Origin of the sequence: Hydrocarboniphaga daqingensis, assembly GCF_900129825.1 — a bacterium.
GTDB lineage: Bacteria > Pseudomonadota > Gammaproteobacteria > Nevskiales > Nevskiaceae > Hydrocarboniphaga > Hydrocarboniphaga daqingensis.
On the sequence record NZ_FQWZ01000003.1, the window covers coordinates 565,004 to 581,150 of the forward strand.

General features: G+C 66.5%; 12 protein-coding genes. 8 read left to right on the forward strand and 4 right to left on the reverse strand.

The window, feature by feature from the left end:
- Nucleotides 1–34: 34 nt before the first annotated feature.
- The 3 genes from BUB09_RS08535 to BUB09_RS08545 form a co-directional block, all read right to left on the reverse strand.
- Nucleotides 35–2,182: a putative bifunctional diguanylate cyclase/phosphodiesterase gene (locus BUB09_RS08535; RefSeq protein WP_072896579.1), complete on the reverse strand. Its 2,148-nt coding sequence runs from the start codon at nucleotides 2,180–2,182 to the stop codon at nucleotides 35–37.
- 114 nt (nucleotides 2,183–2,296) lie between these two features.
- Entirely contained in the window at nucleotides 2,297–3,544 is a 1,248-nt protein-coding gene (locus tag BUB09_RS08540; protein ID WP_072896580.1) for an NADH:flavin oxidoreductase/NADH oxidase family protein, read from the reverse strand.
- Nucleotides 3,545–3,590: 46 nt separating this feature from the next.
- Nucleotides 3,591–5,024, reverse strand: a complete 1,434-nt coding sequence (locus BUB09_RS08545) for a TAXI family TRAP transporter solute-binding subunit (protein WP_245793199.1) — start codon at nucleotides 5,022–5,024, stop codon at nucleotides 3,591–3,593.
- 323 nt (nucleotides 5,025–5,347) lie between these two features.
- Between BUB09_RS08545 and BUB09_RS08550 the strand changes: the two genes are divergently transcribed.
- Both BUB09_RS08550 and BUB09_RS08555 read left to right on the forward strand, forming a co-directional pair.
- Nucleotides 5,348–6,511, forward strand: a complete 1,164-nt coding sequence (locus BUB09_RS08550) for an efflux RND transporter periplasmic adaptor subunit (RefSeq protein WP_072896712.1) — start codon at nucleotides 5,348–5,350, stop codon at nucleotides 6,509–6,511.
- 32 nt (nucleotides 6,512–6,543) lie between these two features.
- Nucleotides 6,544–9,615: an efflux RND transporter permease subunit gene (locus tag BUB09_RS08555; RefSeq protein WP_072896714.1), complete on the forward strand. Its 3,072-nt coding sequence runs from the start codon at nucleotides 6,544–6,546 to the stop codon at nucleotides 9,613–9,615.
- 21 nt (nucleotides 9,616–9,636) lie between these two features.
- On the opposite strand, the gene bla is transcribed toward BUB09_RS08555, so the two are convergent.
- Nucleotides 9,637–10,560: a class A beta-lactamase gene (gene bla, locus BUB09_RS08560; RefSeq protein WP_084083266.1), complete on the reverse strand. Its 924-nt coding sequence runs from the start codon at nucleotides 10,558–10,560 to the stop codon at nucleotides 9,637–9,639.
- Between the two features lie 87 nt (nucleotides 10,561–10,647).
- Between bla and BUB09_RS08565 the strand changes: the two genes are divergently transcribed.
- The 6 genes from BUB09_RS08565 to BUB09_RS08590 all read left to right on the forward strand — a co-directional run bounded on the left by BUB09_RS08565 (nucleotide 10,648) and on the right by BUB09_RS08590 (nucleotide 16,131).
- Entirely contained in the window at nucleotides 10,648–10,905 is a 258-nt protein-coding gene (locus tag BUB09_RS08565) for a hypothetical protein (protein WP_139250200.1), read from the forward strand.
- 97 nt (nucleotides 10,906–11,002) lie between these two features.
- The gene (locus BUB09_RS08570) at nucleotides 11,003–11,728 is read left to right on the forward strand and encodes a hypothetical protein (RefSeq protein WP_072896582.1); all 726 of its coding nucleotides are present in this window, start codon (nucleotides 11,003–11,005) and stop codon (nucleotides 11,726–11,728) included.
- Nucleotides 11,725–12,525 carry a sterol desaturase family protein gene (locus BUB09_RS08575; RefSeq protein WP_217650265.1) on the forward strand — a complete coding sequence of 267 codons (801 nt, stop codon included), beginning with the start codon at nucleotides 11,725–11,727 and terminating at the stop codon, nucleotides 12,523–12,525. Before BUB09_RS08570 ends, BUB09_RS08575 begins: the two co-directional genes overlap by 4 nt.
- On the forward strand, nucleotides 12,522–14,672 hold the full coding sequence (locus tag BUB09_RS08580) for a dihydrolipoyl dehydrogenase family protein (RefSeq protein ID WP_072896584.1): 2,151 nt from the start codon (nucleotides 12,522–12,524) through the stop codon (nucleotides 14,670–14,672). The genes BUB09_RS08575 and BUB09_RS08580 overlap by 4 nt, the downstream gene beginning before the upstream one ends.
- Entirely contained in the window at nucleotides 14,669–15,496 is an 828-nt protein-coding gene (locus BUB09_RS08585) for a DUF547 domain-containing protein (RefSeq protein ID WP_175550144.1), read from the forward strand. The genes BUB09_RS08580 and BUB09_RS08585 overlap by 4 nt, the downstream gene beginning before the upstream one ends.
- The gene (locus BUB09_RS08590) at nucleotides 15,493–16,131 is read left to right on the forward strand and encodes a TIGR04282 family arsenosugar biosynthesis glycosyltransferase (protein WP_072896587.1); all 639 of its coding nucleotides are present in this window, start codon (nucleotides 15,493–15,495) and stop codon (nucleotides 16,129–16,131) included. Before BUB09_RS08585 ends, BUB09_RS08590 begins: the two co-directional genes overlap by 4 nt.
- Nucleotides 16,132–16,147 lie beyond the last annotated feature (16 nt).

Here is a 16,147-nt window from a genome sequence, read left to right on the forward strand (position 1 = left end):
CGTCGACGGCCGGCACCGTCGTCAGTGGATTGCGTCAGGCGCTGTTGTCGACTTCGCGAATGCGGCCTGCGTAGCCGATCGCCCATTGCTCGAAGCTTTCGGCGTCCAGTGCCGGCGAATAGTGGAAGCCCTGCTGCTGGGGGCATCCCAGATTGGCGAGTTGGCGCGCCTGCTGCGGGGTTTCGACGCCTTCGGCGACGACGTCCAGCTCGAGGTTCTGCGCCAGCGCGATCGTGGCCGAAATGATGCCGCGCGCCTGCCGCGATACGTTCATCGTGCTGACGAACTGACGGTCGATCTTGATCTTGTCGATCGGCAGCCACTGCAGGTAGTTGAACGACGAGTAGCCGGTACCGAAATCGTCCATGCCGATGCGGTAGCCCAGACGGCGGATCGAATTGAGCAGCTCGCGGGCTTCATCCGAGGTATCGAACAGCACGCTCTCGGTCAGTTCCAGGTCGACGCGATTGTCGATCGGCTCGATGCCCGCACACAGCAGGCGCAGCTGCTGCAGGATGTCACCGTCCTGCAGCTGCTTGGCCGAGACGTTGACGGCGATGCGCCAGCGATGGCCGGCCTTGCTCCAGATATCCGCCTGCTGGTGTGACTGCGCCAGGCACAGCTGCGCCAGCGGCATGATCAGGCCTTCTTCTTCGGCGATGCTGATGAACTGCTGCGCCACCAGCAGCCCGCGGTCGGGATGGTGCCAGCGCATCAGCGCTTCGGCGGCGACCACGCGGCGCTGCGCGAAGTCGATGATCGGCTGGTAGTACACCTCGAACTCGCCATGTTCGAGCCCGCGCCGGATCTCATTGCCCAGCGCCTTTTGCGCCCGCAGCTGCCCGGCGAGCTTGCCACCGGCAAAGCGAGCGTTGTTGCGCCCGCTCTTTTTGGCTGCGAAAACGGCGGCTTCGGCGCTGCTGATCAGCTGCTCGGTGGTGGCGCCGTCGTCCGGATAGATCGCGATGCCGATCGAGGTCGACATGTTCAGCACCTCGTTCTGGATCAAGTACGGCTCGAACACGCCGCGCAGCACCACGCTGGCCACGCTCTTGATGCGCGCTTCCAGCTGCAAGCCGCCATCGCCGATCGGCAGAAGCGCAACGAACTTGTCGCCGCTGTAGCGGAACAGCTGCGTTCCGGTCGGCATCAGTTGCTGCACGCGGTTGACCGCTTCGACCAGATAGCGGTCGCCGAGTCGGTGCCCGACACGCTGGTTGACCGAGCGGAAATTGTCGAGATCCAGATACATCAGCACCACGTCGAGCTGACGCGCCGATGCCTGGTCGAGCAGCGCCTCCAGGCTTTCCTCGAGCTTGGCTCGATTGCCCAGTCCGGTCAGCGCATCGTGGTACGCCAGTCGGCCGAGCCGCTCGCTGCGGTCGTGGAACAACCGCATCGCTTGCGACATATCGCCGAATTCGTCGCCGCCGACCGGCGGCAGCACGCCGGGGTCCAAGCCCCGATTGATCTGGCGCATCGCATTGGTGACGTCGCGTAACGGCCGCAGGATCGAGCGCATCACGGTCACGATCAGCAGTACGCCCGAGCACAACAGCAGCAGCGTGATCGCCAGACCGATATGCCGCGCCAGTTCGGCGCGATCGCTGGCCTGTTGCTGGATTTGCTGCGACTGCTCGAACTCGCGGCGTCGTGCCGCTTCCAGCGTCTCTTCGATACGGTTCAGTCGCTGCTGCAACGCCGCCAGTGCCCGTGTCGCATCCGGTGTGTCGGCATGACCCTGCGCCATCGCCTGCATCACGATCTGCGAATAGGCAGGGACTTCGCGCAATGCCGAATCGATCGTCGCCAAGCTGTCCGGATCAAAGCTGCCGATGCGCACCAGGCGGCGCTCGAGTTCGATACGAGCCTGCTCGTAGTCGGCCTGGCGCCGCAGCTGCTCGTCGGGTTGGTCCTTGAGCATCATTGCCGAGTTCAACTGACCGCCGCGGTGACGCCATAGCGACACGGCTTGCTCGACGTCGAGGATCGTTTCAAAGCGGCGGTACTGCTCGCGCACGGCGAGCTGGTCGCTGTGATTACGCTCGAACAGATAGGTCAGATATAGGCTGCCGCTGGCGAAGCTCAGGATCAGGCTGGCGCATAACAACAGCAGACGGGCGCGCACGCTGAGTGCGCGCCGCGTCGTGGCACCGTCAATGGTGCTGGGATCCCCGTTCATGCCGCGCGCGGCTCCGTTGGCAGTCGCCCTCATGGCAACCGCTTCGATCGTAAAGCAATCCGTTTGCTTTGTAGCGGCCCGCGCCGCGCCGCGGCGCTGTTTCGTGTTGTGGAATCAGGCGCGCAAGCGACGGGTACGGAAGGTTTTCCAGCCGCTTTCGACGATGCCCAGCAGGAACGCGGTCAGCCCGGATTCATTGGGTCGCGGCTCGCCGCCCTCGCCGATGCGACGCAGCTGGCGCGTGTACCAAGCCACTTCCATCAGCGCCATCCGGTCGACGACGCCGATGCCGGTGCTGATCGGTCGTATCACCTGGGTCGGCTCCTGACCGGCGAGCAGGCGCTGCGGCAACTCGGGCTCGACCGCCAGCAGTCGGCCCAAGCCAACCAGGTCGATCGCGCCGCTGGCCAGCGCCGAGCGCATGCCACCGAGGCTGCGGAAGCCGCCGGTCAGCATCAGCGGCACCTTGATGCGGGCGCGAACCTTCTCGGCAAACTCGAGGAAGTAGGCCTCGCGCTGGCGCGTGCTGTCCTTGACGTCCATGCCGGTCATCGCCGGCGCTTCATAAGTGCCACCGGAGATTTCGACCAGATCGATGCCGGCATCGGCCAGCATCTGGATCGTGGCCAGCGATTCTTCTTCGGTGAAGCCGCCGCGCTGGAAATCCGCGGAATTGAGCTTGATGCCGATCGGAAACGCATCACCGACCTGGCGGCGCATCTCGGTATAGACCGCCATCAGGAAACGACGCCGTGCTTCGGGGCTGCCGCCCCACTGATCTTCTCGCCGGTTGTGGTGCGGTGACAGGAACTGGCTGACCAGATAACCGTGCGCGCCGTGGATTTGCACGCCGGTGAAGCCGGCCAGCTTGGCGATGCGCGCGGTATTGCCGAAGCGGCGCACGATGTCTTCGATCTCGGCGTGCGTCAGCTCGCGCGGCGTATCGAAGAAGCTCGCCATGTCGGCTCGGAACGGAATCGCCGACGGCGATACCGTTTCGGCGTTCAAGCCCTTGGGCGCCTGCTTGCCTGGATGGTTGATCTGCATCCACAGCTGCGTGCCGCCGCGCGTGCCGGCTGCTGCCCAGGCGCGCAGCGCCGGCAGCTGGGCTTCGCTTTCGATCGCGACATTGCCGGGCTCGCCGAGCGCGCGGCGATCGACCATCACGTTGCCGCTGATGCACAGGCCGATGCCGCCATCAGCCCAGCGCGCGTACAAGCGGTCCAGTCGCGAGGTTGGCTGGTTGTCCAGCGTCCCCAGCGCTTCGCTCATCGCCGACTTGGCCAGGCGGTTGGGAATCACGGCGCCACAGGGCAGCGTCAGTGGTTGCGCGAGCAGGGTTTCGGATACGGCGGGCTTCATGGTGGGTCTCATCACAAAAATTGCGAAAGGGAAGGCAGCGGGGGCGTCAGTCGTCGACAGCCGCGCCCGGCACGCCGGTGGCGCCATCGGCGGGGTTGCTGGCCAGGTTGTCACGCACGAAGCGGATATGCCGCCGCAGCACGTACAGCTGGTCGGCAAAGGCGCCGGGAATCTTGACGTTGATGATGGTCTTCTCGATGTCGTTGAGACGGGCCAGCAGCGCGCTGCGTTGTTCGGGCGTCATCGGCTGCAGCGCGGCGCGCTCCAGCGTCATCAGCTCGCCGTAGTGTTTGTAAATCCGGCTGTTGATGCGCCACCCGTACAGGTTGGGCGCGTAGCGCAGGCCCGGTACCAGCACCACCAGTATCGGCACCAGAATCACCGCGGCGCGGCTGACCAGGCTGGCCAGCCAGAACGGTAGATAGCGGTAGGCGATGCCCTTGCCCGACTTGTAGTAGCGCGCGGCCTCGTTGCCGATCGGATACTCGTTCTGCTTCGGGTTGGGATACTCGCCCGGGTTCTGCAGCAGGCTGCCGGGGCCGTGCACTTCGTGCGCTGCTTCGACCAGCAGGTCCGACAGCGCCGGGTGCAGGTCGCGATGCGCGAGCAGCTCTACCGACGGCGCCAGCAAGGTCAGCGCTTGTGCCGGCAGGTTTTCGCCCAGGTCGAACGTGCCGGCCGGCAGCAGCAGCTTGTCCAGGTAACGGAAACGCCGCTGGTAGGCGTCGCCCTGGACGAAGTCGAACAGCCGTACCTCGTCGGTGTGCAGCAGCTCGCGCAGCGTGCTGACGCCGACCGAGTCGCCGGACATGAAGATCACATCGACTTGCCGGTCGAGCAGCGCACGCCGTGCCGCATCGCCGCCGAGGTCCAGCAACGGTGTGTCACCGCCGGGCTCGATGCCGTTGGCGCGCAGCAGCGCCAGCGCCAGCTGGCGCGTCCCAGTACCGGGGCTGCCGATGTTGATCCGCTTGCCGGCGAAGTCCGACAGCCGCGCCAGCGGGCGCGCACTGCGATAGAACACCATGATCGGCTGACGGAACATGTTGCCGAGCGAGATCAGCCGGCTGGTGTCGCCCTCGACCTTGACGCCGGCTTGCACCAGCGCCAAGTCGATGCCGCTGCCGTTGTCGATCAGGCGTTCGAGGTTATCGACCGAGCCGTTGGTGGGGACCACGCGCAGTTCGATGCCGTTGCGGGCCAGGATCTCGCGGTAGCGCTCGGCGGTGCGGAAGAAGTTGCTGCTCTCGGGCCCGCCGGCCATCGTCAACGTGCGCGGCGGCGCCGGCCGGATGAAGTGCATCGTTGCGGCGATGGCCAGCGTACTGATCAGGATCACGGGCCCGAGCGTGGCCGCCAGGTCGCGCCACGAGATGCGCTGCACGCGCAGCAGCTGCTTGCGCCACTGCGCGATGTCGCGCGCGCGGCCGGGATCGGGCTCGGTTTGTGCTGCGGGGCGTTCGCGCGGTGGTTCGGCCAAGGCGATGACACTCAGATGGAAACAGCGTGGGAGCTTGCCTCAAGCGCGAGCGCTGCGGGAGTGTGGCCGCAAAAGTGAGCCCCGCGAGACCCTGGGGGGCAGGTCTCGCAGGGCCACCATCCGGCAGGGGGAGGCCGGACCCGCCGATGACGGCGGTAGCGAGCGGTGAAGGGAGGGCACCGCCACGCAATGAGATACTGGGTTGGGTCTCCGGCGATTCAAGCACAGGCCTTCGATTTATTTTCAAGCCGCAGACGGCATTGCTGGCAAGCCAGCAGCGTCTGCTGCATTCCCGACACGGCAACGAGCAGGTTCGACGACCGATGAGTTCTTCCAGGCAGACAACAGCGGCGCAGCGCTGGATCGTGGTGTGCGTGCTGGTGCTGACGGGCGTTGCGCTGACGACGTGGATGCTGACGCGCGACCGTCGCGCAGCGGCACCGACGACGACGCCCGCAGCGGTACCGGTGATGCTGCAGACCGTGCAGCAGCGCGACGTGCCGCAGTACGCGCGCGGCATCGGCAGCGTGCAGTCGCTGCAGAGCGTTACGCTGCGGCCGCAAGTGGAAGGTGTGCTCGCCGAAGTTCACTTTGACGAAGGTCAGCTCGTCAGCAAGGGCCAGCTGCTGGCGCGGATCGACGATCGCGAGTACCGCGCCGCGCTGCTGCAGGCACAAGCGCAGCAGGCCTCGGCCGAGTCGCAGCTGCGCGCTGCCGAGCTCGACCTGCAGCGCTTCACCAGCCTGGCCGGCGAGATGTCGATTCCGCGGCAGACCGTGGAATTGCAGGCGGCGCTGGTCGAGCAGCGCCGCGCAGCGGTGCAGGCCGCCGAGGCGGCAGTGGCGACGGCGCAAGTGCGGCTGTCGTATACGCGCATCGTCTCGCCGGTTGCCGGACGTGTCGGCCTGCGCCGTGTCGACGAAGGTAATCTGGTGCGCACCAGCGACGCTGATGGCTTGGTGACAGTGACGCAAGTCAATCCGATCTCGGTGCTGTTTACGCTGCCGCAGGACCGCCTCGGCGACATCGGCATGCAGCGTCGCGACGGCGCCGAGCCGCCGGTCACCGTCAGCGAGCGTGATGGCGGCGCGACGCTGGCCACCGGGCGGTTGACGACGATCGACAACCAGATCGACGCTGCGACCGGCACGATCCAATTGCGTGCCGAGTTCGCCAATGCCGATGGACGTCTGTGGCCGGGTCAGCTGGTCAGTGCGCAGTTGCTGGTCGGCACGCGGCGCGCCGCACTGACGGTGCCGGCGCGCAGCGTGCGGCAGGGGCTCAACGGTGCCTATGTGTTCCGCGTGCGCGATGCGGTGGCCGACGTCGTGCCGGTGCGCGTTGCATGGCAGGACGATGACCTCGCCGTGATCGATCAGGGCTTGGAAGCCGGAGATCGCATCGTGGTCGATGGCTATTCGCGGCTGCGCGCGGGTACGCCGGTCAAGGAGCTGACATCGCCGGCCGACGCGGGTACGCCGCAGTGAGCACGGCGCCGAGTCGCGCGCAAGCCGGCCTGATGCGCGCCGGCTTGTCGTCATGGTGCATCGAGCATCCGGTGGCGACGACGCTGCTGACCTGCGGCGCGCTGCTGCTGGGCTTGCTCGCGTTTCCGCTGCTGCCGGTGGCGCCGCTGCCCGAGGCGGATCTGCCGACGATCCAGGTCAGTGCCAGCTTGCCGGGTGCCAGCCCCGAGACGATGGCCTCGGCCGTGGCGACACCGTTGGAGTCGCAGCTCAGCTCGGTGCCGGGCATCACCGAAATGACCAGCAACAGCGCGCTCGGCAGCGTCGGTATCACGCTGCAGTTCGTGCTGAGCAAGGACATCGATACGGCCGCACAAGAAGTCCAGGCCGCCATCAACGCCGTCGCCGGGCGTTTGCCGCAGGAGTTGCCCAACCTGCCGACCTGGCGCAAGGTCAACCCGAACGACAGCCCGATCCTGGTGCTGCGGATGCAGTCGCCGCTGCTGACGATCCGCGAGTTGTCGGACTTGGGCGAGACGCTGGTCGCGCGTCAGTTGTCTCAGCTCGACGGCATCGCGCAGATCGACATCAGCGGTCAGCGCAAGCCGGCGCTGCGCATCCAAGCCTCGCCGCAGAAGCTGGCCTCGCTGGGCTTGACGATGGGCGACATCCGCAGCGCGGTGCAGAGCGCCAGCGTCAATCAGGCCAAGGGCGCGCTGTTCGGCGGCGACCGCGTGTCGACGATCACCGCCAACGACCAGCTGTTCGAGCCGGCCGACTACGATGCACTGGTGCTGACGTATCGCAACGGCGTGCCGGTGCGGCTGGGCGATGTGGCGCGCGTCAGCGTCGGTGCCGAGAACGACTACACGCAAGCACAGCAGAACGGTGAGCCCGGCATTGCGCTGATCATCCGCCGACAGCCCGGCTCGAACATCGTCGCCGCGGCCGACCGCGTGCTGGCCAAGCTGCCCGAGCTGCGCGGCTTGCTGCCGGCCGGTGTCGAACTGGACGTGTTGAACGACCGCACGCGGACGATCCGCTCGTCGCTGCACGAGGTCGAGCTGACGCTGGCCGTGACGATCGGCCTGGTCGTGCTGGTCATGGGCTTGTTCCTGCGCCAGCTGTCGGCGACCGTGATCGTCGCGGCCGTGCTGGTCGTCGCCTTGGTGGCCACCGCAGCGGCGATGTACCTGATGGGCTTTAGCCTGAACAACCTGACGCTGGTGGCGCTGGTGGTGGCGGTCGGCTTCGTCGTTGACGATGCGATCGTCGTCGTCGAGAACATCCACCGGCATCTGGAGTCGGGCGAGAGCATGCTGCAGGCGGCGCGCAACGGCGCAGCCGAAATCGGCTTCACCGTCGTGTCGATCAGCTTTTCATTGATCGCCGCATTCATTCCCTTGCTGTTCATGGGCGGCATCGTCGGCCGCTTGTTCCGCGAGTTTTCGCTGACGATGACGGCGGCGATCCTGGTATCGGTCGTGGCCTCGCTGACGGTGGCGCCGATGCTGGCATCGCGCTTCATGCGGGCGCTACCGTCACACGCCGACGCTAAGCCCGGCTTTTCCGACCGCCTGCTGGCCTGCTACGACCGCGCGTTGCAGTGGGCGCTGTCCCACCAGCGCACGATGCTGCTGCTGTTCGGGATCACCGTCGCCGCAGCGGCCGCCAGCTACGTCTGGGTGCCGAAAGGCTTCTTCCCGCTGCAGGACACCGCGTTCATCGTCGGCACCACGCAAGCGTCCGAAGACATCAGCTACGACGACATGGTCGCCAAGCATCGGCAGATCGCGCAGATCGTGCTGCGCGACCCGGCCGTCTCCGGCTTCAACCAGTCGGTCGGCGGTGGCTTCGGCAGCCAGACGCTGGCCAGTGGCCGCTTCTTCATCGTGCTGAAGGATCGTCGCGATCGCGATGTATCGGCGGAAGACTTCATCGAGCGCATCCGGCCGCAGGTCGCCGAAGTGCCCGGCATCCAGTTGTTCTTGCGCACCGCGCAGGACATCAATCTTGGCGCCGGTGGCGGTCGCGCTCAGTACGTCTATGTGCTGAAGGGGCCAGACAGCGCCGAGCTGTCCGAATGGGCCAACCGGCTGACCGACCGGCTGCGGCAGATTCCTGGCTTGCGCGATGTATCCAACGACCAGCAGCGCGGCGCGTCGATCCTGAAGCTGCGTATCGACCGCACCGCGGCGTCGCGTTTCGGCTTGAGCGCCGCCGACATCGACCAAGCCTTGTACGACGCCTACGGCCAGCGGCAGATCAACGAGTACCAAACCGAAACCAACCAATACCGCGTGATTCTGGAATTCGATGAAGCCGCGCGCGGCCGGGAGTTGAGCCTGGAGCAGATTCGTCTGCGGTCGCCGCTGACCGGGCAGATGGTGCCGTTGTCGCTGATCGCGCAGCGCGATCCGCTGACATCGGGCGCACTGGCGATCACGCACGACGGCATGTTCCCGTCGGTGAGCCTGTCGTTCAATCTGGTGCCGGGTGTGGCGCTCGGTGATGTCGTCCGCCAGATCACGCAGGCGCAGCTCGACATGGGATTTCCGGCGACGATCAGCGGCACGTTTCGCGGCAATGCGCAGGCGTTTCAGGCGTCGCTGGCCTCGCAGCCGCTGCTGATTCTGACGGCGCTGCTGGCGGTCTACATCATCCTTGGCGTGCTGTACGAGAGCTTCGTGCATCCGCTGACGATCCTGTCGACGCTGCCGTCGGCTGGCATTGGCGCGATCTTGATGCTGTGGGCATTCGGCTTCGACTTTTCGATCATGGCGATGATCGGCATCGTGCTGTTGATCGGCATCGTCAAAAAGAACGGCATCCTGATCGTCGACTTCGCGCTCGACGCGCAGCGTCAACAGGGCTTGAGTCCGCAGCAGGCGATCCACCAGGCCTGCCTGGTGCGTTTCCGGCCGATCATGATGACGACGCTGGCCGCGCTGCTCGGCGCCGTTCCCTTGGCACTGGGCTTGGGCACCGGATCGGAGCTGCGTCAGCCGCTGGGCTATGCGGTCGTCGGCGGGCTGCTGATGAGCCAGCTGCTGACGCTGTTCACGACGCCGGTGGTGTACCTCGCGCTGGATCGCTTGTTTCATCGCCATGCACCGCGCGACTAACCGCGCGGTGCATGGCCGCCGCTACAACCAAGCAGCGACGATACGCCCGACCTCGGCCAATACGGCGTCATCGGCTGCGCGTAGCGGGCCGTCTGCGACCGGGGCCTCGTAATACGCGGCGATGACCACCGGTGCGGCGGCAGCGCGCCAGATCACGGCGACATCGTGATGCTGATGGGCCAAGCCCGGTGGAAGCGCGGTGCCGGTTTTATCGCCGACCGCCCAGTGTGACGGCAGGCCGGCACGCAGCCGCGCCGCACCGGTCTGCGTTGCTTGCATCCACTGCCGCAGCCACTGCTGCGATACGGCACCGAGCACCGGCGATGGCGTTGAGAACAGTCGCAGCACGGTGCGGGCCATCGCATCCGGCGTCGTCGTGTCGCGCAGATCCCCTGGCGGCACGCGATTCAGCTCCGGCTCGATCCGGTCCAGACGCATCACCTCGTCACCGATTGCGCGGAACCGCGCCGTGACCGCTGCCGGCCCGCCCAATGCCGCAATCAGCAGGTTGGCCGCGAGATTGTCGCTGGTCACTTGCGCTGCTTCCGCCAAGTCGACGATGCGCATGCCGCCATCGGCCAGATGCGCGCCGGTGACCGGCGTGTGCGGCACCAGATCGTCACGCGTGTAACGCAGCACGGTGTCCAGTCGCAGGCCGGCGGTTTCGGCTTCGCGCAGCACCAACGCCGCCAGCGGCAACTTGAACGTCGAGCACATTGCAAAGCGCTGTTCCGTATTCAGACCGAAGCGGCGCCCCGTGGTGCCATCGATGACCTGCACGCCGATGTGGCCTCCGGATCGCTGCTGAAGCTGCTGCAGCGCGGCGGTGGCGTCGACGTCGGACAGCGCGGCGGCCGAGGCCGTATTGGGACGCCCGAGCGCGACGGCGGCGCCCAGTTGCATCAGCAGTCGCCGGCGTACCGGGTTGGGGGATTCGATCGTCATCGACGGATGCTAGTGCAGCCCGGTGCCATCGCCCAGCGCATCGCGTAGCATGCGCGCCCGTTGTCGACGATCGGATCGGTGCACGTCTTGGAATCCAAATCGCTGCACTGGCAGCAGAATCGCGCGATTGCGCTCGAGTGGTCGGGCGCGATTCTGGGAATGAGCGGATCGCTGATCATGTCGGTCAATCAGCCCTGGTCGAAGTGGGCCTGGGCGATCTGGCTGGTCAGCAACTTGCTGCTGCTGTTCTATGCGCTGATGCGCCGCTCGTACGGCTTGATCACGATGCAGGTGTTTTTTACCGGGACCAGCATGCTCGGCTTCTATCGCTGGATCATCGCCTAGCGGCCATCGCCGCATCGCCGCATCGGCGGACGCCCGGGCATCATTTGCGGCGCCCTGTGCATCCGGTCATGCCCCGGGTCGACGTACTATCAGCGTCATGACCGCTCGCGCCACGCCATTGCCGAAAGCGCCATCCGCCCCGCTCGCCGGCTTGTCGGTGATCGTGCCGGTCGGTCCTGGCGACGCGGTGTCACCGGCGCTGTTGCACCGGCTGCATCACGGACTACCCGCGTCGGCCGAAGTGCTGATCGTGCTGGCGCCGACGGCGATCGCGCCACGCGATGATCAGCTGGGTCCGGCGATGCATCTGCTGCACGACGCGACCGGTGGCCGCGCACGCCTGCAGAATCGGGGCGCGGCGCAAGCACGATACGCGGTGCTGTGGTTCGTCCACGCCGACACCGTGATCCCATTGGCTGCATTGCAGGCCGCGGCGCGCTTCGTCGACCGCGGCGAATCGGCGCTGGCGTACTTCGACCTGCGGTTCCTGGCCGATGGCCCGCGCTTGATGGTCGTCAACGCCATGGCCGCCAATCTGCGCAGCCGCTGGCTCAAGCTGCCGTTCGGCGATCAGGGTTTGATGATCCGTCGCGACGACTTTCAACGGCTCGGCGGCTTCGATGCGCAGCTGCGAGCGGGCGAAGATCACGCTCTGGTGTGGCGTGCTCGGCACGACGGCCTGCCGTTGCGGCGACTGGCGGCGCCGCTGTACACCAGCGCGCGCAAATACGCCGAACATGGCTGGTTCCGCACCACTGCCTGGCATCTGAGCGCAACCTGGCGCCAGGCGCGCCGCTTCGCGCGTGACCGGTCTTCGCCGTGAGCCTGCTCGACGCCATCGTCGTGCACGAAGCACCGCTGCGCCTGGCGGTGTTCGCCGGATTGCTGTTGTTATTGTGGAGTGTCGAGGCGCGCCGCACGCTGCCGGCGTTGCGACAGTGGCGCAACCTGGGACTGGTGCTAATCGGCACGCTATGTCTGCGCGGCTTGCTGCCGGTGCTGGCGGTCGGTTTGGCGCTGCGTTTGCAGCAGCAGCCGGTCGGTCTGCTGTCGCTGATCGATGGGCCGCTATGGCTGGAAATCACGCTGGCCGTGCTGATACTGGACGCGGCGATCTACGCGCAGCATCGCCTGTTGCATCGCATCCCGCTGCTATGGCGGCTGCACCGCGTCCACCACAGCGATCCGGTGCTCGACGTCAGCACGGCGCTGCGCTTTCATCCCGCGGAAATCGTATTGTCGATGCTGATCAAGCTGGCCCTGGTCGCTGCGATCGGCGCGTCGCCGGCGGCCGTCGTGATCTTCGAACTGCTGCTGTCGGCCGGCGCCTTGCTGACGCATGCCGCGATCACGCTCCCGCCTTGGCTGGATCGCCGCTTGCGCTGGCTGCTGGTGACGCCGTCGATGCATCGCATCCATCACTCGCGCCGTGACGACGATGCACAGCACAACTTCGGTTTCCATCTGTCAGTGTGGGACCGGCTGTTCGGCAGCTATCGCGCCGAGTCCTTGGACGGTGCAGGGCGGCTGCGGATCGGCGTCGATGGCTTCGACCATGAGTCCGATCCCTCACTGATCGACCTGCTGCTGCAACCACTGCGCAACCCGAGTTCACGATGACCATGCGTCGCCTGCTGTTGCTCGCCGCCGTGATTGCCGCCATCGCGGCCTTCGTCGCGTTCGACCTGGGTCGCTGGATGTCGCTGGAGGCTCTGCAGCAGCAGCGCAGCGCCTTGCTGGCGATCCGCGATGCGCAACCGCTGACGACGGCGCTGGTGTACTTCCTCGTCTATGTGCTCGCAACGGCCTTGTCGCTGCCGGGTGCGGTCGTGCTGACGCTGGCCGGTGGCGCGATCTTCGGTCTGGTCTGGGGCACGCTGCTGGTATCGTTCGCATCGACGATCGGTGCCACGGCTGCGTTTCTGACGGCGCGTTATCTGCTGCGCGATGCGATTCAGGCGCGCTACGGTGACCGGCTCAAGGCGATCAACGCCGGCATCGAGCGCGATGGTGCGTTCTACTTGTTCACGCTGCGCTTGGTGCCGCTGTTCCCGTTCTTTCTGATCAACCTGCTGCTGGGTTTGTCGTCGATGCCGGCGCGTCGCTTCTTCTGGGTCAGCCAGATCGGCATGTTCGCCGGCACGCTGGTGTACGTGAATGCCGGCACGCAGCTGGCGGAGCTGCGCTCCTTGTCGGGCATCCTGTCGCCGTCGCTGATCGCGGCTTTCGTGTTGCTCGGCGTGTTTCCATGGCTGACCAACACGCTGCTGGCCTCGCTGCGCCGCCGCCGTGTGTATGCCGGCTTCAAGCGGCCGCGTCGCTACGACCGCAACCTGATCGTGATCGGTGCCGGCAGCGCCGGACTGGTCAGTGCCTACATCGCCGCTGCGGTCAAAGCCCGCGTCACGCTGATCGAAAAACACCGCATGGGCGGCGACTGTCTGAACACCGGCTGCGTTCCGTCGAAGGCGCTGATCCGCACCGCGCACTTGGCGCATGAACTGCGCAGTGCCGGTGACTACGGCATCGTCGATACGCAGGGCCGCATCGACTTTGCTGCGGTGATGCAGCGCGTCCAGCGCGTCGTGCAGGCCGTGGCACCGCATGACTCGGTCGAACGTTACGAAAGCCTGGGCGTGGAATGCCTGCAAGGCGAGGCGCAGTTGATCGATCCGTGGACGGTCGAGGTCGCGGGCCGCCGGCTGACCGCGCGCAACATCGTGATCGCCACGGGCGCTCGCCCGCAGGTGCCGCCGATTCCGGGGCTAGACCAGATTCCCTATCTGACCTCGGACACCGTGTGGTCGCTGCGCGAATGTCCACGGCGGCTGCTGGTGCTCGGCGGCGGGCCGATCGGCTGCGAGCTGGCACAGGCTTTTGCCCGTCTCGGGGCCGACGTCACCCAGGTCGAGATGCAGATGCGTCTGCTGATACGTGAAGACGTCGAGGTGTCGAGCTTGATCGAAGCGCGCTTCGCCGCCGAAGGGCTGCGCGTGCTGACCGGCACGCGTGCCGTCGCGATCGAGCCCGGCCACGATGGCGGGCACCGGCTGATCGCCGAGCGTGCAGGCGAACGCATCGTCGTCGAGTTCGACCAGATCATCGTCGCCGTCGGCCGTGTCGCGCGGCTAGAGGGCTTCGGCTTGGATCGCCTCGGCATCCGCTGCGGGCGTACCGTCGAGGTCAACGAGTTTCTGCAGACGTCGATGCCGAACATCTATGCCTGCGGCGATGTCGCCGGGCCCTATCAGTTCACGCATACCGCAGCGCACATGGCCTGGTATGCGGCCGTCAACAGTCTGTTCGCTCCGCTGCTGACCGCACGCGGCGGACCGTTTCGGGTCGACTACTCGGTGATTCCGTGGGCGACGTTCTGCGACCCCGAAGTCGCGCGTGTCGGACTCAACGAGATCGAGGCAGGCGAGCGCGGCGTTGCGTTTGAAGTGACGCGCTATCCGCTCGACGATCTGGATCGCGCGATCGTCGACGGACGCACCGACGGCTTCGTCAAAGTGCTGACGGTGCCGGGCAAGGACCGCATTCTCGGTGTGACCATCGTCGGTGCAGCCGCCGCTGACCTGATTGCCGAATACGTGCTGGCGATGCGCCACGGCATCGGCTTGAATCAGATCCTTGCGACGATTCACATCTATCCAACGCGCGCCGAGGCCAACAAGTACGTTGCGGGCCGCTGGAAGCAGGCGCATCAACCCGAGCGCCTGTTGCGTTGGGTGGCGCGCTTTCATCAATGGCGGAGAGGCGATTGAACATCGACATCGTGCACCGGCTCGTCGGACCCACGCGGCGCTGCGTCTTGGCCATCGTGTTGCTGGCGGTCAGCGTTCCGGCGCTGGCCCTGGACGCCGCCTACGCCGGCTACGGGCGGCTGCTGACGCAGAGCGTGCAGTGGAGCGCCGACGGCCATGCCAGCAGCGTCGACTACACGCAGCTGCAGCAGCAGCGCGCAGCACTCGATGCAGTGCTGGCGGAATGGTCGTCGGTCGGCCAGGCCGAGTTCGACGGCTGGACGCGCGCCCAGCAGATGGCGTTTCTGATCAACGCCTACAACGGCTTCACGCTGCAGTTGATCCTGAGCCGTTACCCGAAGCTGCAATCGATCCGCGACCTGGGCAGCGTGCTGCGCTCGCCGTGGAAGCAGCCGTTCTTCGTGCTGCTGGGCCAGCAGCGCACGCTGGACTGGATCGAGCATGAACAGCTGCGGCCCCGCTATCGCGACGAGCGCATCCATTTCGCGATCAACTGCGCCTCGGTCGGCTGCCCCGCGTTGCGGCCCGAGCCTTACGTTGCAGCGCAGCTCGATGCCCAGCTCGACGACCAGCAGCGCCGCTATCTCGGCGATCGCCGACGTCATCGCTACGACGCGGCGACGCGAACGCTGCAGGTACAAGCGATCTACCAGTGGTTTGCCGACGACTTCGCCCGCAATGGAGGATCGGTCGCAGCGTGGTTCGCCCAGCGCGCCGATCTGCTGTCCGACACCGAGTCCGATCGTGTCGCGCTGCGTCGCGGCGACGTTCGCATCGAGTATCTCGACTACGACTGGGCCCTGAACGACAGCCGCGCACGATGAGGCCGCCTCGCGTCGCCATCGGCGTGATGGCCAAAGCGCCGGTACCGGGTTACGCCAAGACGCGCTTGATCCCCTTGCTCGGCGCCGATGGCGCGGCCGCGCTGCAGCAGCAGCTGATTCTGCGCACGGTGGCGCTGGCGCGGTCGGTGTCTCCGACGTTGCTGCAGTTGTTCGTCGGGGGTGATGCAGCGCATCCGCTGTGGGCGCAGTGCGATCGCGATCATGGCGCGCAGCTGTCACCGCAGCGCGGTGACGACCTTGGCGTGCGGATGCGCGATGCGCTGCTGTCGATGCGGCAGCAGGCCGACGTCGCCATCGTGATCGGCACCGACTGCGTGGCGATGCAGGCCGCGCACATCCAGGCAGCCGCGGCGGCGCTGGCGTCGGCGCGCATGGTGTTCATTCCGGCTGACGACGGCGGCTACGTGCTGGTCGGCGCTCGCGAGCCGCACCCGGCGGCTTTCACGACGTCGATCGACTGGGGTAGCGAGCGCGTGATGCAGCAGACACGCGATGCGCTGTCGTCGCAGGGCTGGCGGTCGCCCGATGACTGGCGCGAACTGCCGCCGTTGTGGGACATCGATCGTCCCGAGGACTATCAGCGCGCGCTGCAGCTCGGCGCGCTTGTGCGCTAGCGACGCGCACAAAAAA

Excerpts from the sequence above, each read along its gene's own strand:
- BUB09_RS08570 (WP_072896582.1), top strand. The coding sequence starts at position 11,003 with ATGACCGCTCGCGCCACGCCATTGCCGAAAGCGCCATCCGCCCCGCTC.
- BUB09_RS08550 (WP_072896712.1), top strand. The coding sequence starts at position 5,348 with ATGAGTTCTTCCAGGCAGACAACAGCGGCGCAGCGCTGGATCGTGGTG.
- BUB09_RS08580 (WP_072896584.1), top strand. The coding sequence starts at position 12,522 with ATGACCATGCGTCGCCTGCTGTTGCTCGCCGCCGTGATTGCCGCCATC.
- BUB09_RS08540 (WP_072896580.1), bottom strand. The coding sequence starts at position 3,544 with ATGAAGCCCGCCGTATCCGAAACCCTGCTCGCGCAACCACTGACGCTG.
- BUB09_RS08535 (WP_072896579.1), bottom strand. The coding sequence starts at position 2,182 with ATGAACGGGGATCCCAGCACCATTGACGGTGCCACGACGCGGCGCGCA.
- BUB09_RS08590 (WP_072896587.1), top strand. The coding sequence starts at position 15,493 with ATGAGGCCGCCTCGCGTCGCCATCGGCGTGATGGCCAAAGCGCCGGTA.
- bla (WP_084083266.1), bottom strand. The coding sequence starts at position 10,560 with ATGACGATCGAATCCCCCAACCCGGTACGCCGGCGACTGCTGATGCAA.
- BUB09_RS08555 (WP_072896714.1), top strand. The coding sequence starts at position 6,544 with ATGCGCGCCGGCTTGTCGTCATGGTGCATCGAGCATCCGGTGGCGACG.